Here is a 23452-nt window from a genome sequence, read left to right as displayed (position 1 = left end):
TAAATAGGCAACCTAAAAATTACTTAAAACCAAAATTTTTTCTACAAAAAGACAATTTTAGATTTTATTAACAAAGGGAAATGCACGTTTCATGGTATAATTAATAAATCACCAGACATCAACAATAGGGGAGGATAACACATGTATAAAAAAGGTGACAAAGTTATCATTTTGGACTACAATGGCAAGCCACTAGTTCCCCAGGTCGTTGCCGAGGTAGAAGAAGTGTATGGGGCAGACAGAGTACGACTATTACTACCAGATGGTGCATGTTGTCTTGAGTTTGTGGATCATTTTGAGAAAATTGATGAAGAAACTTACGACAAATATCTACACGCAGCTCACGAAAGAGAAAAACCTCTGCCTGTAGATTTGCAGATTGATATCAGAAAATTTGCAGCCAAGCACCACAAACGCAGAAAGGATGAAATCCTTAAGAAATTCGACCAGGATAAGCGTTATGTTTCAACCATTAATGCCTACACCGGCCGCGTTATGATGTATGGAAAAGAAAATATTAATGAGAAGTTTCTTTGGGAATACAAAGAGGCCCTTTATGGAATCGTGGAAACCAGAACCTTTTTCCACGATTTGGATGACTCAATTCCGATTCCCGATCTCACTTAAGGTGGTAGCCATCCCTATCAGAATATAGAGGTATGGCATAGACATTACCTGAGAAAAAGAAATCTGATTAAAGACAAAATATGAAATTATTGGGAGTCCAAGAGATACTGCTTTGGGCTCCTTTTCTTTTACCCTGAAAAGCATCAGTATCACTGAAACAAAAAGTCCAAGATAAAGAAAAGCCCCCAATAGTCCTCTTTCAATAAGAACTGATAATAATTCGCAGTGAGCGTTGGTAAGAGCCAGTTCTCCAAATACATTTCTAAAGGAGCTGCTCCATATTGCATCTGCCATGGCATAGGGATAGAGGCAATCCTGACCTATTCCCACAAGCTTTTGCCAGGACGGAAGTCCCATATAAATATCCAAGCACATGCGATAGATGATTCCTCTGCCATTTCCAAAATCATCACTAAAACTAAGAACAGTCCAGACAGAACCTACGCCGATAAGCAAAACAATACCTACTCCCGCAATAGATTTATAAAGTCTCTCTCTGAAAGGGACTTTTATTTCTTCAAATAATCTGCTTACTCTGTAGATGAAAAAAGCTGCTGCCATGAGGATTATTCCGATATTGGCCTCGCATATTGATACCAATAGATTTCCCTCGTAGTTATATGACCCTGAGGCAAACCACAGAGTCACATAGACAATAAACATTGAAAGGCCAAGTACAAAAAGCTGGATAAGAAATCTATAAAATCCCTCTCTACTGCTTAAGGACCACCATAGGAGCAGCAAGTAACTTGCCAAAAGAATTAAGCTTCCGCCGTTACTTCCCTGAAGAAAAAGAGCTACAAGGCCTGTAACCACGTACACTCCGCACGCCCAAAATTTCCACGAGAATTTCTTTTGCAGATACATTATTCCAATGCCAAGCGGAACCCATATAGACAGAAATCCACAATACCAGTTGATGTTTCCGATTGTGGCAAGGAATGAATTACCCTGACCATTAAACAAAATTGGATAAATAGAGAATCTGTTAAGAATAGATAGAACGAATTCAAAAAATGGAAAAACTAATATAAGAACAATAAGCCAGTCCTTAACAATGAACCTGCTTTTACTGAAAGCAAAACCAATTGCAAGCGCTATAAAAGAAATCAAAAATCCGTTTCTCCAGCCGGCATAACCTGTAAAGGCAACTTTTTTATCCACAGAAAATAAAAGTGAAATAGCCATAGAAAATGCAGTTCCATACATAAAGAACTCTGTAAGAGAAATACTAGTTGCCTTTTCTGGTTTTCGTGATTTGGCCGAAAATATGACATTATAAATCATGAGTGCTGCGAATGGAGCACTCATAACAAGGTAGCCAAGAGCCTTAGCTTCACCAAGTTCATAATAGCCATCCTTCATATATATAGGTAAAACGGTGCATATAAGTATCAGATATATTGTGTAGAGAATCTGCATTTAGTCTTTGTTCCTTGTTATGTAGTAGTATTAAGCATTTCTTTTATCTGAGGATTGTCAGGAGTTATCTCAAATTCCATCCTCTTGTGTGTAGATGGGTGCTTGATAACATATTTGAAGCTTACAAGGCAAACGTCCTTTGCCCCCATTTTCTGAGTTAATTCCAAAGATTCATCTGATCCATACTTCTGATCTCCAATTATAGGATGACCAAGGTTCGCCATCTGTACTCTGATCTGATGGAATCTACCAGTCATAAGCTTAACCTTGAGAAGTGACACATCTTCCTTTTCCACCACAACCTCATACTCAAGAATCGCCTTCTTAACTTCTCCGGCAATTATCCTAATTTTTTCTCCATTATCACTAGTAATGGCGCCATCCTTAAGAGTTTTACTCTCTTCTTCTGTAACTACAGCAGCAAAGCCATCCTCTTTTCTAACAAGGAGATTTTCAAGTCGTCCCTTTTTTTCCTCAAACGAGCCCCTGCAAAGTGCATAATAATACTTATCTGTAGCTCGATCTTTTATCTGCGAAGCCAGACTGGTAGCAGCTTTCTTATTCTTTGCAAGGATCAGAACTCCCTCTACAGGCTGATCCAAACGATGTACTGTTGCCACATAAGGCGGCTTTCTATCCGCTGTCTTTCCTCTATTTTGCCTGTTTAAATAATTTCTGGCAGCACTTACCACATCCATATTGTAGGCTTTAGCCCCTTCTGTGGCCACTCCAGCCGGCTTATGACAAACCAAAATATCATCATCTTCATATATCCACTTAATATCTCTCATACGTACCTCATCGCGTATCTTATAGCCTTTAGTATATCATTCCTGCAAATAAAATAGTACAAAGAAGCCGCCGCACTAATTAGTGCGACGGCTACCAAGAAGGGATATATGAACATTGTGAAAATGGTACTTGTTACTCAAGAATTGTGTATCCGAGTATTGCTGCAAGTCTAAGGAATCCACAATATCCATTCTCATCCAGAAGAGATTTAACATCGTATCCTGGAGGGATAACTACTCTCTTCTTAACTCCATCGTGCCTGAAAACTATATTGATTGCCAGGTCAGGACGAGAAGACATAGCTTCTATAATATTATTATCAAGCATTGATACATCATTTGTTTCTATAACAGCGACACCATTTACTGGAACAGTCTGAACTGTAGTTGTTACAACATCCCTATACTGTGCTGGTGTAACCTTTGTGATATCAAGAGAAATAGTTCTTGTTACTGCCTCTGCATTCCCAAGCTCATTTGTTGGAAGCGCGTCACCAGTCTGAGTTGTAATAATATTAATACCCTCTGTTCCAAGTGTTTGAAGTGTCTCATTTATTGTAGGGTTAGTCGTAACTTCCTGAACTGCTTCTTCAACAACTGCTTCTGCCTGAACCATCTGAACAACTTCTTCAATAGTTACATTAGGATTAGTAGCTTTTACAAGCTGCCAAAGAGCATAAAGCTTAATATCATTAACGCTAGAACCCAAATCAATTGTTTCACCGCCAAAATATGTTGCAGTAGCTGCATCTGCTGATGTACCCCATCCAGCAAAATCATAGCCATCTTTTGTTATTGAGCCATCATTTACTTTAACAACTACATTCTGTGGAGTTCCTCCGATAACTGTAGTTCCGGCAATAATTCCTTCTCCTTCATTAGCATCATATGTAATCTGTCTAAGTACAATGTTGCCAATTCTGAACACTGCTGTTCTTGTCGCTGTTGACTCAGGATCAACAGTTATAGTCCAGGAATACGCCATTCCACTATCACCAGAATATTCAGCTGTATTTTCCTGAGAATTAAAAACATTATCTCTTCTTTGTCCATAATAGCCATACCAAAGAGTAGTAAATGCATCTTCTTCTGATGAAGGCAATAATGCAAAGGATGTTCCTCCCTGGTCGCCCTGATTCATATATATTCCTGTACCCTCAGCTAAATATCCAACTGGAGCACTATCGTTTGTTCCAATCATTGTATCTGCAGCAGATCCTACTTTGACAGTTTTGCTTTCACCAGTAGTATTATTGATTTCATATCTTATCAATACATCTGAACCTTCTACTGTCGCAGATATAGTGGTATTAACACCATCTACAGTATATGCATTATTATACTTGAAACCATTTACGCCAATCTGGTTTTCATTACTATTTACATAAGTCTGATATCCAGCATTGCTATAAGTTGTTTTTATTTGATTAGAACCGGACATTCCGTAAACATTAAATCCACTATTTTTAGCATCATATCCAATCTCATTGTTATTATAAGACTGCTGGGTTTCAGAAGATGCTGCCTCAGTAGTAAATGGATCTACAGGAGATTGAGCGTCCTGATTTCCTCCTTCGTTCTGATTATCGCCAGTCTGATTGTTTTCTCCAGTATTTCCGCCCTCACCAGTTTGATCGCCAGTCTCAGCTCCTTCACCTTCATTTTCAATTTCGTTTTGCTCAGAACCAGGATTTCCATTTTCTTCTTCGCCCTCAGCGAACGCAACAACCGGTGCCTGAATCATAAGTGCAAAACTAAGTACCATAGCTAACCATGTTCTATAATTCACCTTCATAATAAAGACCTCCTTATCTTTGGGTTTCACGTTCCCGTTTTTTCTTGGTAGGTCCATTCTAGTCCCCTCGACTGAACTTTTGAAAGTTTCAGGCTGACACATCCTGTAAACAATCCATACCTTTATAAACACGGGATAAAAAGTCTTAAGCAGTCGTGAAACACTGATAAATAAAGGCTTTTCTGAAATTTTATTTGAAAGAATGGCTTTATTTTGAAACAAAATTAGTGATATTATAGTGATGTAACCTATGATTTTTCGAAAATAGATAGGGAATTACATGGACAATTCTTTTGGAGCACTTATAAAAAAGCTTAGAACAGAAAGTCAATTATCTCAGCAAGACCTTGCAGATAAGGCTTTCGTAAGTAGATGTAGCGTGGCCAATTGGGAAAGTGGCCGAAGAGTCCCAGATCTTGTCATCATGTCTCGAATAGCCAAGGCTCTTAATGTAGACGTATCAGTTTTTACCAATTCACTAGATGCTTCTGATACTCAGGCTGATATTATTGTTCTGGATGATGAGCGAATTCTTTTACAAGGAGCAATATCTGTACTTGAAGAAACTCTCCCCGGTGTCAATATCACAGGCTTTACAAAGCCTTCCGAAGCTCTTGCATACGTTGAAAGCAACGATGTAGGTATAATTTTCCTGGATATTGAACTTGGAAACGAAAATGGTCTTGATCTGTGCAAACAGTTCCTTAGACTTAATCCACTTGTAAATATTATTTTCCTGACAAGTCATTCAGATTATGCTCTTGATGCATGGAAGACTGGCGCGAGCGGATATCTTCTTAAACCACTCCACGCCGAAGATATCAAAAAACAACTCTCTTCTCTTCGCCACCCAATTCAAGGCATGTCATTTATATAGTTTTATTATTGCTCTTGTTCCCTTACCCACTTCAGATTCATAGGTAAGTTCCCCTCCAGATATACGTGCAATTCTCTCCATAACATTTTTTACACCAACATGAAGCTTTTGCCTGGCATTTGGAGATGGATCATATACAAATCCCGGTCCGTTGTCTTCAACAATGACCTCTACATGGTCATCTTTCTTTCGTGTGATTATTTTTACTATACCCTGTCCATCTTCATTTTTTCTTACACCGTAATTTACTGCATTTTCCACAAGCGGCTGAAGTGTGAGGGTAGGCATCTTAAAATCAGTTGTTTCTATGTCATACTCAATTTCAAGGTCATCTCCAAAACGTAATTTCTGAAGTTCTAAATACCCCTTTACATGCTCCAGTTCTTTTTCAAATTCTATTGGCGCATCATTCGAAAGTGAATCCACATTATAACGAAGATAACTAATGAAATAATCCAGAGCCTCTTCTGCTTTTTTTGAATCCTTTGCACATAGATATTTTATAGTAGTAAGACTGTTATACAAAAAATGGGGCTGAATCTGTGCTAAAAGAATGTTTATCTTTAGCTGGGCATTTTCTGCCTCCTTTTTGTAATACTTCTCGTTCTGATCGCTAATAATGCAAATCAGCATGAAAAAAGTAGCCAAAACTGAGCTCAAGACAATAAGGTGAACTCCAAGAAGCCTTGTTTGTATTATCATGGCCATCATTGGCAGTATCGAATATACCAGAAACGCCTTGATCTGCTTGGAAGTGTATTTCTTTCTCTTCCAAAAGATAATGAATAAGTCAATTATCATTATCATTATTGTTGGCACTACTAGGACGGCAAACATCGGTCCTCTGGAATATACATTGTTATCGTCAACCTCATAGATACTGCCTGTAAAAATATTACTGATAAGTAGTCCCTGATAACACAGCCACAGGATAATTGTAGCTATAAGCACCTTATTCTTTATCCAGTTTTCTTCACCTGTTTGAAATAGTAGAAATGCAGTGATCAGAACTGTCAGAACCGAGGCAAAAAAAGCCTGTCCAAACAACACCACTTTAGAAAGAACTACCCAGCTATAACTTCCAACATTGGAATGAGTCAGCTCCCTTATCAGAATACACAGAGTATATAATTCCAGAACAGAAAACAAACTATAAAAGAAATATCTTGTCTTTTTTTCTATATTTCTGCTAAACAGAACCTGAACTAATCCCACTAAAGAAACGATAAAACCTGTTGATACCAGAATGAGATTTGTTGTCCTGATTACATCGGTCATTAATTGGCCTCCTATAAAAAACTCCTACCTGGCACAAGACCAGATAGGAGTTATCAGCAATTAAACCTTAAAGCGATATCCAACACCCCAGATTGTCTCGATGTACTGTGGATTAGAGGTATCATACTCAATCTTCTCACGGATCTTCTTGATATGAACTGTTACAGTTGCAATATCACCGATGGAATCCATGTTCCAGATCTTTCTAAAGAGCTCTTCCTTGGTGAATACGTGATTAGGATTCTCTGCAAGGAATGTAAGAAGATCAAACTCCTTAGTTGTGAAGCTCTTCTCCTCGTCATCTACATATACTCTTCTGGCTGTCTTGTCGATCTTGAGTCCTCTGATCTCAACGAAATCGTTGTTCTCGTGGCCTGATCCAACAAGTCTTGAATATCTTGCCATATGAGCCTTAACACGGGCAACAAGTTCAGATGGGCTAAATGGCTTGGTGATATAGTCATCTGCTCCAAGACCTAAGCCTCTGATTTTATCGATATCATCCTTCTTGGCTGAAACCATGAGGATCGGCACATCCTTCTTTTCTCTGATATGCTTACAAACCTCAAATCCATCCATTCCGGGAAGCATCAGATCCAGGATTATAAGATCAAACTCTTCTGCAAGAGCAGTCTCAAGACCTGCATCTCCGGTATTCTCGATTTTTACTTCGAAATCGCTTAGCTCAAGATAATCCTTTTCAAGATCAGCAATGGCCTCTTCATCCTCAACAATAAGAATTCTACTCATACACTTATCTGCCTTTCTATTGATTATTGTGTTTCATGTTCTACTGTAACTGTTTCCTGATTATCAGCATACTCAACATATTTACGTAATACGAAATGCATGCAGGTTCCTTCTCCCTCATGGCTGGTTGCCCATATATAACCGCCATGATCTTCGATTATCTTCTTAACAATAGATAATCCGATTCCGCTTCCTCCCTGCTTGGAGTTTCTGGAAGCATCTGTACGATAGAACCTGTCGAAAATGTTTGGAATGTCTCTTTGTGCGATTCCCTTACCATTGTCCTCAAGCTCTACTCTGATGGAATCTATCTCATCCAAAATCCTGATATCAATCTGACCTGTTCCGTCATCTCTATCAAGATATTTAACACTGTTACTAACTACGTTGTTGACCACTCGCTTAATCTGCTCAGGGTCAGCTACAATCTGCGTATCCGGAGTTGTAAGATTTGAGTAATTAAGCTTGATTGATTTGCTCTCTAAGTCTGCACCAATCTCTTCTATACAGTCTCCAAAATACTCACCGACGTTAAGTCTAATGAAATTATATGGAATTCTATTATTATCAATACTGGAGTACAAGGTCAGCTCATTAATAAGGTTGTTCATATCATTGGCCTTATTGTTAATGATCTTAATGTACTTCATCTGTTTCTCAGGGCTATCCGCAACGCCTTCGAGAAGTCCCTGGGAATAACCTTTTATCGCAGTAATAGGAGTTTTCAGGTCGTGGGAGATATTACTGATAAGCTCTTTGTTCTGCTTTTCCCGTTCAATCTTTTCCTCAGCAGACTCTTTTAACCTCAGTCTCATGTCCTCGTAATTACGATACATGGCTCCAATCTCGCCTTTTTCCTTGATATCCGTAGGAAGAATGTAATCGAAATTACCGTCCTGAATATGCTGCATCGCCACGTTAAGCTCATCTATAGGCTTAAAGAAGCTGTTTCCTATCCACATTGTCAAAAGAACACTGGTGATCAAAAGAATCAGAATAATCGCAACTCCCATATAAATGAACATTGATGCTGTGAGTGCAGTTCGGATACCTGAAATAATGTAGAGGCTTCCCTGATCACCTGTGGAAAACCTGAAATCAATCTGCTTAACTAAATGTTTGGAAGCAGTATAATATATGCCATTTACATCTGTTCCATAGCCTGGCAGTTCATCTACTACATCCTTGGCACGATCCATGTTTGCCACATAATAGATATCCTCGCCTCGCTTTACCAGGAGAAAAGAATATTTAGTTGCAATCTTGCTGTCTACACTCTCCAGGAAGTCCTTGTCTTCAAGGATAAATGGATTAACTATCAGTGCAAGCGCTATATCATGTGTAACTTCATCTGTCATATCAGCAAAAGCTTCACTTGGATTTGACACCATGCTATAGTCAAAACCATTCGAAAAATCGTCAAGCTTCTGTTCATAAACTAGATATCTGCCTATCGCAAAAAATGTACCGATTGCCAAGATAATAGGAATAATAACTATCGCCACAGACGTGATTAAGAGTTTTGTACGAAAACGCATCATGCACCCCCGGCAACCTATATCTATGCACCTATCAAAATTATATCATAAAATCGTTCATGATTGTTAATATCAAATTCCCGATTTCGTAATATATGTTTCAACTTTATAAAATTTTCACTTAAAGGCCTTCTTTATCCTGTCGTATTCCTCATCTGTAATAAGCATAACTGTGCCATGTTTAAAGCCATAAGGGAAGCTAAACTCCTTGTCAGAGCGCACAAATCGGCCTGTAGAAATATCTTTTGCCACAAATGGAACATATCCCTGCTTCTCTTTCTCACAACCGTAGAAATCCAGCATCAGGCACCAGCTGCCATCAGGAAGTTTGTAACAGGTCGGTGCTTCATACTGACCATCCTCAAGCTTATTCATTTCCTCGTCGAAAGCAGGCATTCTCTCATATTCTCCGGTTAAAGACTTGCCTCTTTCAAGAATTATATGTGCCGGATTAAAGTCGCTTTTTACAAACCTGTAGTAATAACCATCCTCATAAACTATGTTAGAATCTATGATTCCGGTATCTATCTTATCGCAAAGCTTGGTGGGAGCTGTAAAATTTATAAAATCTGCAGTCTTGGCGTAGTAGATGGCCATGAAGTTATCAGACTGGGCTGGATATCTTGATGACCAGTGAACCATGTAATCACCGGCCTCTTCATCGTAGATGATGTCCGGTGCCCAGGCGCAGCCATAATCATCATCGACCACTTTTATGAGTTCCTGCTCTGACCAGTTTATAAGGTCCTTGGATTCCCACTTGGAAAGGCATTTACTTCCTTCTCTGTTAACCTTATTCCAGTTCTTTTCATAAACAGATTCAAAATTGCTGGCAATACAAAGATCTGTAGCCAGAATTACAAATGTGTTGTCCTTTTTTCTAATGATTGTATGGTCTCTTACACCCTTTTCTCCAAGGTGACTTTCCAAAATCGGCTTGCCACCGTTAACCTGCTCCCAGTTAAATCCATCTTTGGATACTCCAAAATAAACCTGTTCCCCGTCAGGTGTGTATTTCTCTTTAAAATGAACGAATAAATAAGCTCCCATGTAACCCTCCTTGGATATTGTTTTGATTTTTCTAAAATATTATAGCATAATTCAAACAAAGTGGAACCGTTAGCATAAAAAAGCCAACAAAAAGGCCATGCTCCTTTTTCAAGAAGCATGACCTGAATTTATGTGCCTATTTATCAGATATTAAGAAGTTTGCTGTACTCAGCAAGTGCTCCGTCTGTCTCATGAGCAAGAACCTTCTTGGCAAGAACCTTACCAAGCTGAACGCCTTCCTGATCGAAGGAATTGATGTTCCAAACAAATCCTTGGAACATTACCTTGTTCTCGAAGTGTGCAAGGAGTGCACCAAGAGACTTAGGATTAAGCTCATCACCAATGATGATACTTGAAGGACGTCCGCCCTTGAAGTTCTTGTTTGCATTCTCATCTTTTTTACCGCAGGCAAAAGCAACGATCTGAGCAGCTACGTTAGCGCAAAGCTTCTGCTGAGATGTGCTGTCCTGAATATTTACATCATTCCCCAGCTGGCTGTTTCTAAAGCCGATGAACTGAAGTGGAATAATATCTGTTCCCTGGTGAAGGAGCTGATAGAAGGAGTGCTGTCCGTTTGTTCCGGGCTCACCGAAGATAACCGGTCCTGTTACATAGTTAATAGGATCTCCGAAACGGTTAACGCTCTTACCGTTAGACTCCATATCAAGCTGCTGAAGGTGTGCAGGGAAACGGCTAAGTCCCTGTGAATAAGGAAGTACTGTTGTGCTATCATAGCCCAGAACATTTCTCTCATATACACCAATCATAGCATCAAGCATTGCTGGGTTCTTAAGCATATCCTTGTTAGCTGCAAGCTTATCTTCTTCTGCTGCGCCCTCAAGGAACTGAGCAAATACGTCAGGACCAAAAGCAAGTGAAAGAACTGCCCCGCCTACGCCTGATGTTGAAGAATAACGTCCTCCGATATAGTCATCCATGAAGAAAGCTTCAAGGTAGTTATCACTCTTTGCAAGAGGTGAAGTCTCTGAAGTAACAGCGATCATGTGCTTACCCTGCTCAAGACCTGCCTTTTTGAGTGCGTCTGTTACAAAAGACTCATTTGTCAGAGTTTCAAGAGTTGTTCCTGACTTAGAAACCAGGATAAAGATAGTACGATTAACATCAACTGAGTTAAGAACTGCGCTGGCATCATCAGGATCTACGTTACTGATGAACTTTGCTTCCATCTTGAAGTTTCCGGTCTTCTTAGCCCAGTTCTCAAGAGCAAGATACATAGCTCTTGGACCAAGGTCTGATCCACCGATACCAATCTGTACTACAGTTGTGAACTTCTCACCCTTAGCATTTGTGATCTCACCAGAGTGAACCTTCTTGGCAAAATCTGCAATTCTCTGCTGCTCTTTTACATAGAACTCACGCTTGTTAACGCCATCAGCCATTACATTCTCTCCAAGCTGACCACGTGTGAGCTGGTGAAGAACCATTCTCTTTTCACCTGTATTTATAACTTCGCCGTTATAGAGAGCTTCATACTTCTCAGCCAGCTGAGCCTCATCTGCAAGGGCTGCAAGAGCAGATAAAATGTTGTCATCTACCTCTTTTGCTGCATAGTTAAAATCAAGGCCTGCTGCCATAGGAACTGAGTATTTCTTAACTCTCTCAGCGCCATTTGCACCTGTCATAGCCTCTACAAGATTCACAGTAGCTGTGTTCTTAAGGGCATCGTAAGATTTAAGTGTGTCTAGATTGTTCCAATTCACCATTTTAAAAGCCTCCTATTGGAATATATGTGAAATGTTACTATTATGAACATAGTACGGAAAACGTATTCCGTCATAAAGTGTATCAGAGAAAAAGCGACCTGACAATATGATTTATGTGCCAGGTCGCTCGCTTTTTCTGCAAATTATAATGATTTTAAAAGTTCCATTGTTGCTGCAGCGCAGTCCTTGGCAGCCTTAGCTTCAAACTCGGGATAGTCCATTATCTCGCTTCCATCAGCCTTATCAGAAATAGCTCTGATGATCAGGAATGGAATATTATTAAGGAAACATGCCTGTGCGATTCCTGTTCCTTCCATCTCGCAGCACATTCCGCCAAAATCCTTGATAATAGCATCTTTTACAGCTTTATCACAAATGAACTGGTCTCCACTGCAGACTCGTCCTTCGAATATGCCAAGATCAGGCGCTGCAACCTTGATTGCTGCTTTTGCCTTTTCTCTAAGCCCAGCATCAGCTGTGAAGACTTGCGTTCCAAGCTGAGGGATTTCGCCCTTCTTATAACCAAATACTGTGGCGTCTACATCGTGATAACAAGCATCAGTTGAAAGAACTATGTCTCCAATGTTGATCCTGGCATCAAGAGATCCTGCTGCTCCTGTGTTGATGACATGTGTAACACCAAAGGTATCAACAAGAATCTGAACGCAGATACCTGCGTTAACCTTACAAATACCACTTCTTACTACTACAACTTCTGTACTTCCCAAGGTTCCTTCAAAAAATTCCATGGAAGCTTTCTTAACTGTATTTTTAACAGTCATGCTACTTTTAAGGGTTTCAACCTCAACTTCCATAGCACCAATAATACCAATTTTCATGCCGCTTCTCGCTTTCAATTATTCTGGATATACAAGATGTTTGTCATCAATGTTATAAAGAGTGTTATCAAGATATCTCTTTGCAAGGAAATTTGCCATACCAAGATTCATATCAAGATAGTTTCCACAATCTCTTGCACTGGCTCCCGGAACCTCGCCCTTAAAATCTCTTATGAACTCATACATTCTGGTAATAAGAGGAACAATATCTTTAGAAGAAAGATCCCCTGCAAGAACAACATAAAATCCTGTTCTGCATCCCATAGGTCCGAAATAGATTGTTCTGTCCTTATACTCCGGATCATTACGAAGGAATGTGGCTCCAAGATGCTCCATAGTATGCACCTCAGCAGTATTCATAACAGGCTCTTTGTTAGGCGCTGTCATTCTAAGATCAAAGGTCGTAATTGTTTCCTGTCCAACCTTATCTTTTCTTGATACATAAATTCCAGGCTCTAAGTCAAGGTGATTGACTGTAAAACTAGCTATTTTTTCCATAGTAATTATTTACTCCTTAGGTTGTTCGTTGAATACCTCGTAAGAAAATCTAAGATACTCACGAATATTATTATAATCGCGATTGCAGATTGCTGTATAAAGTGTATCAACCATAAAGAGCTGAGCAAATCTTGAGCTGGTTATTCCGCTCTTTTTATCAATCTCCGGAGAAGTTGTAAAAAGAACATGCTTACATCCTGTAGTAAGGGTATTATTGCCAAGCTTTGTGATGGCTATTGTAATTGCATCTTTTTTACTAGCAATGTTGAAAAGCTGCATAACCTCTTTATTCTTAGGATTATCTACAAAGAACATGGCAACGTCCTCAGGTCCAATCTGAGAAACTGTCATCAAATTCATATGATGATCCTGATTAAAAACAACATTGTAGTGAATTCTAAGAAGCTTACAATACAGATCATATGCCGCAACGCCTGCTGTACCTACACCAAATATCTGTATCTGTTTGGCTGTAACAATCTTGTTTACGATTTCACTGAAATTGCCTGTGTCAAACAATCGATACGTCGTTTGGATAGCCTGCACACTTGTAGCACAAATATTATCAGCAATCGACTGTAATGAAGTATACTCGTTAACGTCCTTAAATGCAATCTTTGGGCCTTTATCAGCCTGTTTGAGAGATACATTTGCTTCAGAGTAATATGCATTTTTCAGATCCTTAAGACCTGTATAACCAATGGCCTGGGCAAATCTGGTCCATGCAGCCTGCGTAGTACCTGATAATCTGGCAAGTTCTTTTATCGGATATTGGAAAAGATCGTCTTTTCTCTCAAGCACAAAATCCGCTACCATTTTTTCTGCCGATGGTAATGTATCGTAGCAACTTTTGATTTTTTCGCTGACAATATTCATGAGGTTTCTCCTGTCTTATTTGCACAAAAACGATATAAGCACGTGTTATTAATATATCGTTTAACAATGTTCAAAACTTCACATATTTAGTATACAGTAAAACGAGTTTCAATAGCGAAATTAATTTTCAAAGTTTTCAAAAGTATCTATTAAATATTTATAAATAGTGCACAATGAAATTACTATTTGTGCTATGCTTGATAGGTAGAGATTTCTTGTATTTTAGTGCATTCATGCACTTTTGCGTATAGCGCAAGAAAGGAGACTAGATTATGAAGTGGGTATGTCAGGTTTGCGGTTACGTTCACGAGGGAGATCAGCCACCGGAGGCTTGTCCTGTATGTAAGGCTCCTGCAGAGAAGTTCACCAAGCAGGAAGGCGAAAAGGTTTGGGCTTGCGAGCATGTAGTTGGTGTGGCATCCAGTGCTCCTGATGAAATCAAGAACGGCCTTCGTGAAATGTTCAACGGCGAGTGTTCAGAGGTTGGTATGTATCTTGCAATGTCCAGAGTAGCTATCCGTGAGGGCTATCCTGAGATTGGTGCATTCTTTGAAAAGGCTGCCTGGGAAGAAGCTGAGCATGCTGCTCACTTTGCAGAACTCCTCGGCGAAGTTATTACTGATTCTACCAAGAAGAATCTTGAGCTTCGTGCTGATGCTGAGTATGGCGCAACACAGGGTCGTGCTGATCTGGCTAAGAAAGCAAAAGCTCTTGACCTTGATGCTATCCATGACGCAGTTCATGAAATCGGACGCGACGAGGCAAGACACGGCAAGGCATTTGCAGGTCTCCTTAAGAGATATTTTGGATAAAAGAGATAATAAAAAAGAGCTCTATTCCACGCAGGAATAGGGCTCTTTTAACGTATTCTTATTATCAAGAATGAAGATCAGCAACAACTGAAGTTGTTCCTGGCTCTACTACACCAGTTGTAGGGCCAACAGAAATTCTAACATCTTCCTCGTCCCAGTTTCTAGCCTTCTGATACTTTGTAGCTTCCTGATCCCAGTACTCACTACCGTTTGCTGTTGCGTTGAGCTCGATTGATACGATCTCAGCGTTATTCCACTTTCTCATACTTTTTTACTCTCCATTTAATTTAAATGTAAATATAATTTTCCCTTGCAAGGAACTAAATGATATCACTTAGTTTCCCCTTTTGTACTGACTTCTATCACATTTGTAACAATATGTTTTACCGCTTGTTTCTAATCAAAAAGAAGTACAGTGAAACCTCACTGTACTTCCTCATTAAGTATTCTCACAATAGCGTCTGTAGCTGACTGAAGGCTACTCTTACTCATATTTACAAGGAACTTTTCTCTATTCTCATAGAGGTCCTCAATTGTCTCTACTAAGATATCCTCATCCAGCTCATCATTATCAATAACAAGTGAAAATCCCTGCTGTTCAAAGGATCTTGCATTAAGCATCTGATCCCCTCTGCTTGATTTGGTTGAAAGAGGAATTAATATATTAGGTTTCTTAAGTGCCAAAAGCTCGCAGATTGAATTGGCTCCTGCTCTTGAAACCACGATGTCTGCCATTGCAAACAAATCCTTAAGCTCGTTCTTAACGTATTCAAACTGCTTGTATCCCGGAACAGATAATTTTAGGTTATCCATTTTCTCCTTGCCGCAGATATGAACAACATTAAACTCCGGAAGGAGTCTAGGCAGTGCAAATCTTACAGTCTCATTAACTGACTGAGCACCAAGGCTTCCGCCTATTACCATGAGAACCGGCTTATCATCTGTAAAACCACAGATTCTCTTTCCTTCTTCTCTTGATCCCTTTCCAAGCTCGTCTCTTATCGGTGTTCCGGTAAGGATAGCCTTATCGGCAGGAAGAAGTCTCATGGTCTCCGGGAAGTTGCAGCAAATCTTATTGGCTCCATTCATACTAAGCTTATTTGCAAGACCCGGTGTAATATCGGACTCATGCACAATATAAGGAATTCCCAGAAAACGTGCTGCCCTTACTACTGGTACACTTACAAATCCACCCTTAGAAAAAATAATATCCGGCTTTATCTTCTTGAGAAGAGAAATGGATTCAGTAAATCCCTTCATAACTCTGAATGGATCTGAAAAGTTCTTGGGATCGAAATATCTGCGAAGCTTACCGGTTGCTATTCCGAAATATGGAATATTGTAGTCCTCAATAAGTTTCTTCTCGATTCCATCATAAGAACCAATGTAAAAAATCTCATATCCCGCCTTCTTAAGTGCAGGAATCAGTGCGATATTAGGTGTTACATGTCCTGCACTTCCGCCACCTGTAAGGACGATTTTCTTATTAGCATTTTCGCTCAATTCTATGACCTTCTTTCAGATTGCAAATTATTAAGCCTGCTGCATTGCCTGCTCAATAGCATATGACAACTGATCCGGGCAAGATGTATTCTTGAAGCCGCACTTGATGCCTCTAAGCTTAGCAATAGCATCTTCGCACTTCATACCTTCAACAAGCCTTGATACTCCCTGAAGATTACCGTTACATCCGTTAGTAAACTCTACGTGTTTGATAACACCTTCCTCAACCTCAATATCTATCTGTGTTGAGCAGGTTCCTTTTGTCTTGTAAACCATAAAAAAACTATACTCCTAACTCACTTACGTGTAATTCGGAGTATAGTATAACATATCTTATTGTTCTGCAACAGTTTGGTAATTCAAAAGTCCCTTTTCCTCATAGGGAACTATATAATCATTCACAACTCGCTCAGAAAACGCCTTAACTTCCTGGATTTTATCAACATAGTTATCCTTGGTCAGCTCATATTCCCCTGCAATAATTTCATCCAGCATGAGCTTATTTATCTCAGGCGCAAAGTGAATAGAATCCATGTAAAGCTCAAGGTTTGTGGCCACCTCCTCCTGAGCCTGGAAACAGAAGATTCTTACATTGTCATACTGTAAAAGAGCCTTTGTCATCTGAATTTCATTATAAATATAAGCATCTCTTTCGCCGCTTCTTACTACTCCATCCCACCACAGCATGGAATAAACAGGATAAAAGAAAATGAACTCTGTTTCAGGATGTGCCTCAACCTGGCTTGTCAAAAGAGCTATATTCCCCGCAAGCTCTTTTTCATAAACTGTTTCATCCATCATAGGCACTACTTCATTGGATCTATGGTATAAACCAAGCGCCATATCACTGTTAAAGCTCTTCCACTTTGCCCAGTTATAGGAAAGGCCCTCGTCATAGTCACCTAAAAATGAATTAGCCAGCTGATAAGGAATCTTTTCAAATAAAACATCCTTATTAAAAAGATATCTCACATCATTAAAAGGATTCTTGTCATACAGATACATTGGGCATCCTGTGGACTCATATGTAGTCTGTGTAGATGCAGAAAGTGCTGATGGATCTATATTGTAAAATACCCTTTTAATATCATGCTTCTCATAGGCTGCATCCATTAGATAACACAGATCCGCAGTTGCACCATAGCTTCTGATTGCCTTTATGGACTTAACTCCATAGGCACTGTCATACCAGGCATTGTCATTATTCTCCATTACAGAGGATCCCACTAAAAGTGCGTCATAATCGAAGTTTCTCAGAGTTCCGATGCACTGATATTCCTTGTCATTAAGAACTGCCTTTAGCCCAAACCATGGCTTGTGATAATGATAGAAAGGATCAAAAGCATAAACTACTCCGCCTACCAAAACCGCAACTACTAATATTGTGATGAATAGCCTTCTTATAAAATTTTTTGAACTACTATTTTGATTCATATAATTATATCTTTCTTTTTCAGTTCATCTTAGAACTGGAAGTATATGAAGGTGCTGACATTTGAAAGGGAGATAAAGGACCAAATGAACAGTACTGCTAATCCTGCAATAGTCTTCCCATCAAACTTAGTCTCTGCCACAATTTCCTTTGTATTCTTTCTGGTCATAACAAATCCGCTGATAGCTATCAGAATCACAAAGGTTGCCACATATACGCTATTTACCAGATTATCTTTGCCAAGCTGTGTAAAGAGCTGTCTGAAAATATAGTTCTCCGGAATCTTGAGATTCTCTGCAGTCTTGTACAAAAATCCCGGATAAGTCCACACAAAGAGCCTGTTAAACATTGCTCCCACGTAGTTAAGATCCTGAGAGCCAAAGAATATAAGGGATATCACAAACATAGTAAAAGTTATGGCTGTTCCAACTGGTCTTGGCAATGTAATAAGCGGCTTTTCTCTAAAAAGATACTTTGCTTTTTTGCTACTTCCTTCGCCATCCGAAAGTTCTTTTACCCCAGTTATTCCAAGATTATCCCAAACAACTAAGAGTCCCTGCATAAGTCCCCAACATACATAGGTCCATCCTGCTCCGTGCCACAATCCGCTAAGAACAAATACTATAAGGACATTAACCAGCGTCCGGATCTTGCCCCTTCTGCTGCCTCCAAGAGGAATATAAACATACTTGATAAAAAATCTGGACAAAGTCATATGCCATCTCTGCCAAAGCTCCTTGGAAGTAGCTGCCTTGTAGGGAGAATTAAAGTTAGTTGGAAGCTCAAATCCCAGCATCAGGCTCACACCATTTGCCATATCACAATACCCCGAGAAATCAAGATAAATCTCGAAAGTATAGGCCAGCATAACCAGGATAACTGTGAGTGTATCCAAATAATAGGTGTAATGAAAACCGTAGTTAACAGCCTTGGCAAGGTTATCTGCAAGTAATACCTTCTTGGATAATCCGATGATAAAAGACATTAAGCCTCGCGCCATTTTATCTGAGTCATATTTTCTAAGACTGCTATCCTGGAACTGATCTATCATCTCCTTGTGGAAAGCTATAGGTCCCTGGATAAGCTTAGGGAAATAAAAGGCGAACATTAGATAGCTAAGAAATGGGTAATGAGGTGCTTTTCCATTTGCCCTGTCTACAATAAAAGATATCTGTCCAAAGGTAAAAAAGCTGATTCCAATGGGCATCAGTATTTCCTTGGCAGTTATTGTTGCTCCCGTAAGAGCATTGATATTATCGATAAAAAATCCCAGGTATTTGAAATAGAAAAGAATAGATAGGTTAAACAATACGCCGACTACTTTTATAGTAGTTTGAATATTAGATTTTTTCTCTGATACATGAAGTACTAAACTAAGAACATAATTGCCAAGTGTACTTGCCAACAGTACCAGCAAAAACTCAACGCCAAAAGTGTAATAGAAATACAGTGACATTAATGTCAAAAAGACATCTGCCACTGTATATTTCTCTAATTTATTGAATACGTTCCAACCAAAAAGCAAAATTGGCAAGAACACCAATATAAATGTAAAGGAATTAAAACCCATAAGTATCTCCATCAATTGAATATCAGAAAGAGTATACCAAATTCATGGGGTAGTGTAAAACAACGCAAAAAAGAAGGAGACAGACTGCTCTGCCTCCTTCCGATATTTATTTTAATTACTTAATAAGAACTCCGTTCTCGTCAAATGTATACTTGTGCATCCACTTTGTAATTGTCTCACTCTTGGCAAGTGTTCCGTCAGCCTTCGCATAGTACTTATCCTCACCAACTGTAATCCAATCCTGGAATACCATAGCACCGTTAGATTTTGCGTAGTAATCCTTGCCTTCAAATGTAAAGAAACCTGTGTAGAGCTTGCCATCAGCATCAAATGCGTACTTGGTTCCCCATTTATTCACGATCACATTCTTAGCAATATGGCCATCTGACATTGCATAGTACTTGCCATCCTCTGTTGTAATCCAGTTAGAAGTAACGATTGCACCATTCTGATTGCAATAGTAATCAACATCGTCAAATGTAGTAAAGCCTGTAATCATCTTACCGTCTTCAGCAAAGATGTACTTTGTTCCCCACTTTGTAACAACCTGATTCTTAGCAATTGCGCCATCTGACAATGCATAGAACTTGCCATCCTCTGTTGTAATCCAGTTGCTCTTAACCATTGCTCCCTTTTCGTTGAAGTAATAATCTACTCCATCAACTGACTGGAAGCCTGTGAGCTTCTCGCCATCTTCTGTTACGCAATATGTGGTCCCCCACTTAGTTACAAGCTTGCCCTTAGGCTGCTCTGGCTCGTCAGGAGTTTCTGGCTGTGGTGCATCAGGAATATCGTCGCCCTTTGTAAGGAGGATTGTTCCAAATACTTCAGGAGATGACCAACCGTTACCAGTCTTATCTGCCCAGTTAAGTGTTCCAACTCTCTTTCCTGACTCATCAGCGTCGTTAACCTGAAGGTCAAGACCTACCTTGTATCCTTCATAAGGGTTAACATCTGTCCACTTGAAGGCTGCTTCGATTCTATAGCCCTCTTCTGTAAGTGCTACTGCAGACTCAAGGTTTTCTTCAAGACACTTTGTTCCATTGAAACTGTGTGTATTCTCAAAGTTAATTCTGTACTGCTTATCATCTTCCTGGTAGGATCCGGACTTGTTGTTGTTCTCATCGATAAATACTTCTACAGAATCCTGCTCCCATGCATCTGAAGCTGCCTTGTTAAGAACCGCATCCTTAACATCTACAAGAACATAGAGATTTGACTCGTCCCAAAGAACCTTTGCTGTTGCAGAAGCCTTAGCACCAACATTGATTGCTACAGGGAACTCTTTTGCTGTAGCCCAAGCTGCATCTGTAGCCTGTCCATCTACAACTACTGTGCCCTTCTTAACTGCAAGAAGAGGCTTAACAACTGTTTCAGCATAATACTTGCTGGTCTCATACTGCTTATATGTTGTGTCATTGAAGGCCATCATGTCGTTGCCGTCAGTGAATCTGAAGTCGATCTTAACACCATTTGCCTCAAGAACATCCATATCAACAGGAATTGTAACTACTGTTTCGTAGCCATTTTCTGTTGCTGTTGCTTCACTTCTCTTAACTTCTGTTACTCTGATCTTACCATCATCTGTGAAGATTGTGATCTTATCTGTATCATCAACAGTTGCATCAGCGGCTGTTACCTTAACTACAATTCCATTCTCGTTCCACATAGGAGCAAATGTTACTGTAGTCTCACCCATTGACATTGCATACCCATTACCGAGGCTGAAATCTCCTGTTACATCCTGAACAAGTGTTACAGTTTTGATTTCTGGTTCAAGCTCGCCTGCATCTACAAGTGTCCAGAAGCATGCCTTAGCCTTGTAGTAATCATCGAAAAGAAGTGGATACTGCTTGGAGCTTCCGTTTGAACCACCACCGTTATTGTTTGCTGTCTGGAGCCATGAGTGCTTATCTGTTACTCCCCAGATTGTCATACCTGTGAAGTTAACACCCTCATTTCTAAGTCTTCTGATTGTGTCGTAAACAGCCTTATATCTCTCTGCAAGTCTCTCATCTGTAGCACTTGTAGCTCCCTTGAAGTCAAGCTCTGTTACCTGAACCTGATCAACGATCTCAGCATAAGCCTTGGCAGCTGTCTTAAACTGTTCCATTGAAGGATTGTTAGAAGCAATCTGATAATGAGCCTGCATACCCATACCATCAATTCTTGCGCCAGGTGTAGCCTTAACGTCTCTAAGGAGCTGGCAGATACCCTTCATCTTAGTTGCGCCAGTCTCATTGTAATCGTTGTAGAAAAGAGCTATGTTAGCTGGCATGTATCTGTTAGCATATACGAATGCGTTTGTGATGAATTCCTGTGAATTATATACTCTCCACCAAGCTGAATTCTCGTTTCCGTTTCTGTATGTGCCTGAAGAATCACTAATAGCCTCGTTAACTACATCCCATCCATAGAACAGGCTTCTATACTTGCTGTCCTCTGCTGTGAAGTGTTTTGCAACTTCTCTGATGTAGATCTCAAGACGCTTGTTCATAACTTCTGGAGTAACTAATGGCTTAGATGTGTCATAGTCCTCATGGAAGAAGAACTCTGGAGTCTGTGAGTGCCATACAAGAACGTGACCTCTGATCTTGATCTGCTTGTCAGGGTGCTGTTCGTTCCAATCTACGAAAAGATCAAGACGGCTCTCAGGTGTTGTGAAGCTAAGCTCTGGGAATGGAACTTCTTCGCCATTAAGCTCGTAAGTAACGATTGGAGCTGAGCTCTTGAGCATTGCGTCAGGCTTAAGCTCGTTACCAAGAGTTACACCATTGAAGTGCTTGAATACAAGCTCCATATCAAGCTCATCTGCAAACTCATCATAACTTGCTGCTGTACCGATGATGAAATCATCACCCATAAGAGCTGTTACAGGATCACGAAGATCAACGATGTCATACTCAACACCCTTCTGAGGTCTCTCACTCTCAGGTGTTACATCTACAACAACTTCTACCTTCTCAACTGTAACTTCGAATGGATATGTCTGATTGTTCATTGCCATGATAGCAATAGCATCAACGTCTGAACTTACACCTGGATATGTTGTGTAGCTCTTAGATCCGCTCTTGCCATAATCAGCCTTGAGCTCTGTGCCGCCACCATATGTCTTGATACAAATAGCCTGGCTGTTAGCCTCAGCAAATGTAACCTTTACAGACTTAACATCTTCACCAGGGATTGTCTTACCAAGTGAAACTCTGTATTCACGCCACTCCTGATCAAAGTTAAGAGTAGTGCCTTCAACTGCACCGCCATCCCAAGCCTCTGTGAACTTAAGAGCATCGCCCTCAAGTACAAGTGTTTCTTCATTAGCCTCTGCTGGTGCTTCCTGTGCATCAACCTTTACATCAGTGATTGTAATATGATATGGATAGTCACCTTCACCCGGAAGCATTGACATAACGCCAACATACTTCAGTTTTCCATCATAATTAGGAACATTTGTATATTCGCTGCTGCCATCATTGCTGTAAATAGCCTGCATTTCAGTAAAAGTATCATCATAGAACTTAATACATACATTTCCTTCCTGATTTGCAACTTTGACTGTAACGCTCTTTACGTTAGCTGTATCATAAATCTGGCCAAGATCATAGCAAAATTCCTGATACTGATCAGTAAACTCAAGGTTACCTGAAACTATAGAACTCTGATTCCATCTGTTAAAGAATACCAGACCACTAACAGCCTCTTCTGCAGGAGTAGTTGTGTCGTCTTCTGAAGCCTCATCATGAATGATAACTTCTTCTGCATCTCCTACAGTCACTTCCTCAACTTCAATCTCTTTCTCTTCTACTGAGGATGAACCAGAAGCATCAGCTTCTTCCTGCTCTTCTTCGCTTGAGCTATCAGCTGCAGCATCTTCAGTTTCAACAAAAAGTGAGCTGCCTGAAGATCCTGCTTCTGCAGCATAAACTGTTGCTACGCTTGTACCAACGTTTGTGACAGTTAAAAGACCTGCCAATACAAACGATGATAACCCCAACCATCTTTTGTGCATACCTTTGCATTTCCTCCTTGTTAGTCATAATTTTTTGTGCAAATCCCCAACGCACAATTTCGCT

The 23452-nt window shown here is 39.9% G+C and carries 20 protein-coding genes; 3 read left to right on the top strand and 17 right to left on the bottom strand.

Annotation, left to right across the window (positions count from 1 at the left end; translation table 11 throughout):
- Window positions 1-141 precede the first annotated feature (141 nt).
- Window positions 142-627: a hypothetical protein gene (locus tag G613_RS0104095; protein WP_029231449.1), complete on the top strand. Its 486-nt coding sequence runs from the start codon at window positions 142-144 to the stop codon at window positions 625-627.
- Here G613_RS0104095 and G613_RS0104090 read toward each other — a convergent pair.
- From G613_RS0104090 to G613_RS0104080, 3 genes are all read right to left on the bottom strand, one after another.
- Window positions 601-2049 (bottom strand): O-antigen ligase family protein, encoded by a 1449-nt coding sequence (locus G613_RS0104090; RefSeq protein ID WP_029231448.1) that lies wholly within the window; start codon window positions 2047-2049, stop codon window positions 601-603. The two genes, G613_RS0104095 and G613_RS0104090, sit on opposite strands and share 27 nt — an antisense overlap.
- A gap of 17 nt (window positions 2050-2066) precedes the next feature.
- Window positions 2067-2840: an RluA family pseudouridine synthase gene (locus G613_RS0104085; RefSeq protein WP_029231447.1), complete on the bottom strand. Its 774-nt coding sequence runs from the start codon at window positions 2838-2840 to the stop codon at window positions 2067-2069.
- 133 nt (window positions 2841-2973) lie between these two features.
- Window positions 2974-4635, bottom strand: a complete 1662-nt coding sequence (locus tag G613_RS0104080; protein WP_029231446.1) for an InlB B-repeat-containing protein — start codon at window positions 4633-4635, stop codon at window positions 2974-2976.
- A gap of 280 nt (window positions 4636-4915) precedes the next feature.
- On the opposite strand from G613_RS0104080, the gene G613_RS18440 reads away from it, so the two are divergent.
- Entirely contained in the window at window positions 4916-5512 is a 597-nt protein-coding gene (locus tag G613_RS18440) for a response regulator (RefSeq protein WP_029231445.1), read from the top strand.
- Here G613_RS18440 and G613_RS0104070 read toward each other — a convergent pair.
- From G613_RS0104070 to G613_RS0104035, 8 genes are all read right to left on the bottom strand, one after another.
- Window positions 5501-6790: a sensor histidine kinase gene (locus G613_RS0104070; protein WP_029231444.1), complete on the bottom strand. Its 1290-nt coding sequence runs from the start codon at window positions 6788-6790 to the stop codon at window positions 5501-5503. The genes G613_RS18440 and G613_RS0104070 overlap by 12 nt on opposite strands.
- Window positions 6791-6850: 60 nt before the next feature.
- Window positions 6851-7540: a response regulator transcription factor gene (locus G613_RS0104065; protein ID WP_013279449.1), complete on the bottom strand. Its 690-nt coding sequence runs from the start codon at window positions 7538-7540 to the stop codon at window positions 6851-6853.
- A gap of 23 nt (window positions 7541-7563) precedes the next feature.
- A complete protein-coding gene (locus G613_RS0104060) occupies window positions 7564-9078 on the bottom strand; it encodes a sensor histidine kinase (protein WP_029231443.1) in 1515 nt (504 codons plus the stop codon).
- A 117-nt stretch (window positions 9079-9195) separates the two neighbouring features.
- Entirely contained in the window at window positions 9196-10128 is a 933-nt protein-coding gene (locus G613_RS0104055; RefSeq protein WP_029231442.1) for a glycoside hydrolase family 43 protein, read from the bottom strand.
- Window positions 10129-10271: 143 nt separating this feature from the next.
- The gene (locus G613_RS0104050) at window positions 10272-11852 is read right to left on the bottom strand and encodes a glucose-6-phosphate isomerase (protein ID WP_029231441.1); all 1581 of its coding nucleotides are present in this window, start codon (window positions 11850-11852) and stop codon (window positions 10272-10274) included.
- A 143-nt stretch (window positions 11853-11995) separates the two neighbouring features.
- A complete protein-coding gene (locus G613_RS0104045) occupies window positions 11996-12691 on the bottom strand; it encodes a 5'-methylthioadenosine/adenosylhomocysteine nucleosidase (RefSeq protein ID WP_029231440.1) in 696 nt (231 codons plus the stop codon).
- Window positions 12692-12709: 18 nt separating this feature from the next.
- Window positions 12710-13189: an S-ribosylhomocysteine lyase gene (locus G613_RS0104040; protein WP_029231439.1), complete on the bottom strand. Its 480-nt coding sequence runs from the start codon at window positions 13187-13189 to the stop codon at window positions 12710-12712.
- Between the two features lie 9 nt (window positions 13190-13198).
- The gene (locus G613_RS0104035; RefSeq protein WP_029231438.1) at window positions 13199-14065 is read right to left on the bottom strand and encodes a MurR/RpiR family transcriptional regulator; all 867 of its coding nucleotides are present in this window, start codon (window positions 14063-14065) and stop codon (window positions 13199-13201) included.
- Between the two features lie 269 nt (window positions 14066-14334).
- Between G613_RS0104035 and G613_RS0104030 the strand changes: the two genes are divergently transcribed.
- Complete coding sequence (locus G613_RS0104030; RefSeq protein ID WP_029231437.1) at window positions 14335-14877, top strand: NADH peroxidase; 543 nt, start codon at window positions 14335-14337, stop codon at window positions 14875-14877.
- Window positions 14878-14941: 64 nt separating this feature from the next.
- Here the strand turns inward: G613_RS0104030 and G613_RS0104025 are convergent, their stop codons facing one another.
- The 6 genes from G613_RS0104025 to G613_RS0104000 all read right to left on the bottom strand — a co-directional run bounded on the left by G613_RS0104025 (window position 14942) and on the right by G613_RS0104000 (window position 23388).
- Window positions 14942-15142, bottom strand: a complete 201-nt coding sequence (locus G613_RS0104025; RefSeq protein WP_029231436.1) for a hypothetical protein — start codon at window positions 15140-15142, stop codon at window positions 14942-14944.
- 158 nt (window positions 15143-15300) lie between these two features.
- Window positions 15301-16380: an undecaprenyldiphospho-muramoylpentapeptide beta-N-acetylglucosaminyltransferase gene (locus G613_RS0104020; protein WP_029231435.1), complete on the bottom strand. Its 1080-nt coding sequence runs from the start codon at window positions 16378-16380 to the stop codon at window positions 15301-15303.
- 30 nt (window positions 16381-16410) lie between these two features.
- The gene (locus G613_RS0104015; protein WP_029231434.1) at window positions 16411-16656 is read right to left on the bottom strand and encodes a TIGR03905 family TSCPD domain-containing protein; all 246 of its coding nucleotides are present in this window, start codon (window positions 16654-16656) and stop codon (window positions 16411-16413) included.
- 57 nt (window positions 16657-16713) lie between these two features.
- Window positions 16714-17814 carry a hypothetical protein gene (locus G613_RS0104010; RefSeq protein WP_029231433.1) on the bottom strand — a complete coding sequence of 367 codons (1101 nt, stop codon included), beginning with the start codon at window positions 17812-17814 and terminating at the stop codon, window positions 16714-16716.
- A gap of 29 nt (window positions 17815-17843) precedes the next feature.
- Complete coding sequence (locus G613_RS0104005; RefSeq protein ID WP_029231432.1) at window positions 17844-19382, bottom strand: MBOAT family O-acyltransferase; 1539 nt, start codon at window positions 19380-19382, stop codon at window positions 17844-17846.
- A 115-nt stretch (window positions 19383-19497) separates the two neighbouring features.
- Window positions 19498-23388, bottom strand: coding sequence for an endo-1,4-beta-xylanase (locus tag G613_RS0104000; RefSeq protein ID WP_029231431.1), 3891 nt, complete (start codon window positions 23386-23388; stop codon window positions 19498-19500).
- Window positions 23389-23452 lie beyond the last annotated feature (64 nt).

Origin of the sequence: Butyrivibrio sp. VCB2006 (genome assembly GCF_000420945.1) — a bacterium.
In the GTDB taxonomy this organism is placed as follows: domain Bacteria; phylum Bacillota; class Clostridia; order Lachnospirales; family Lachnospiraceae; genus Butyrivibrio.
The sequence above is the reverse complement of the archived record's forward strand: the minus strand, read 5'-3'. Positions and strand labels throughout refer to the sequence as shown.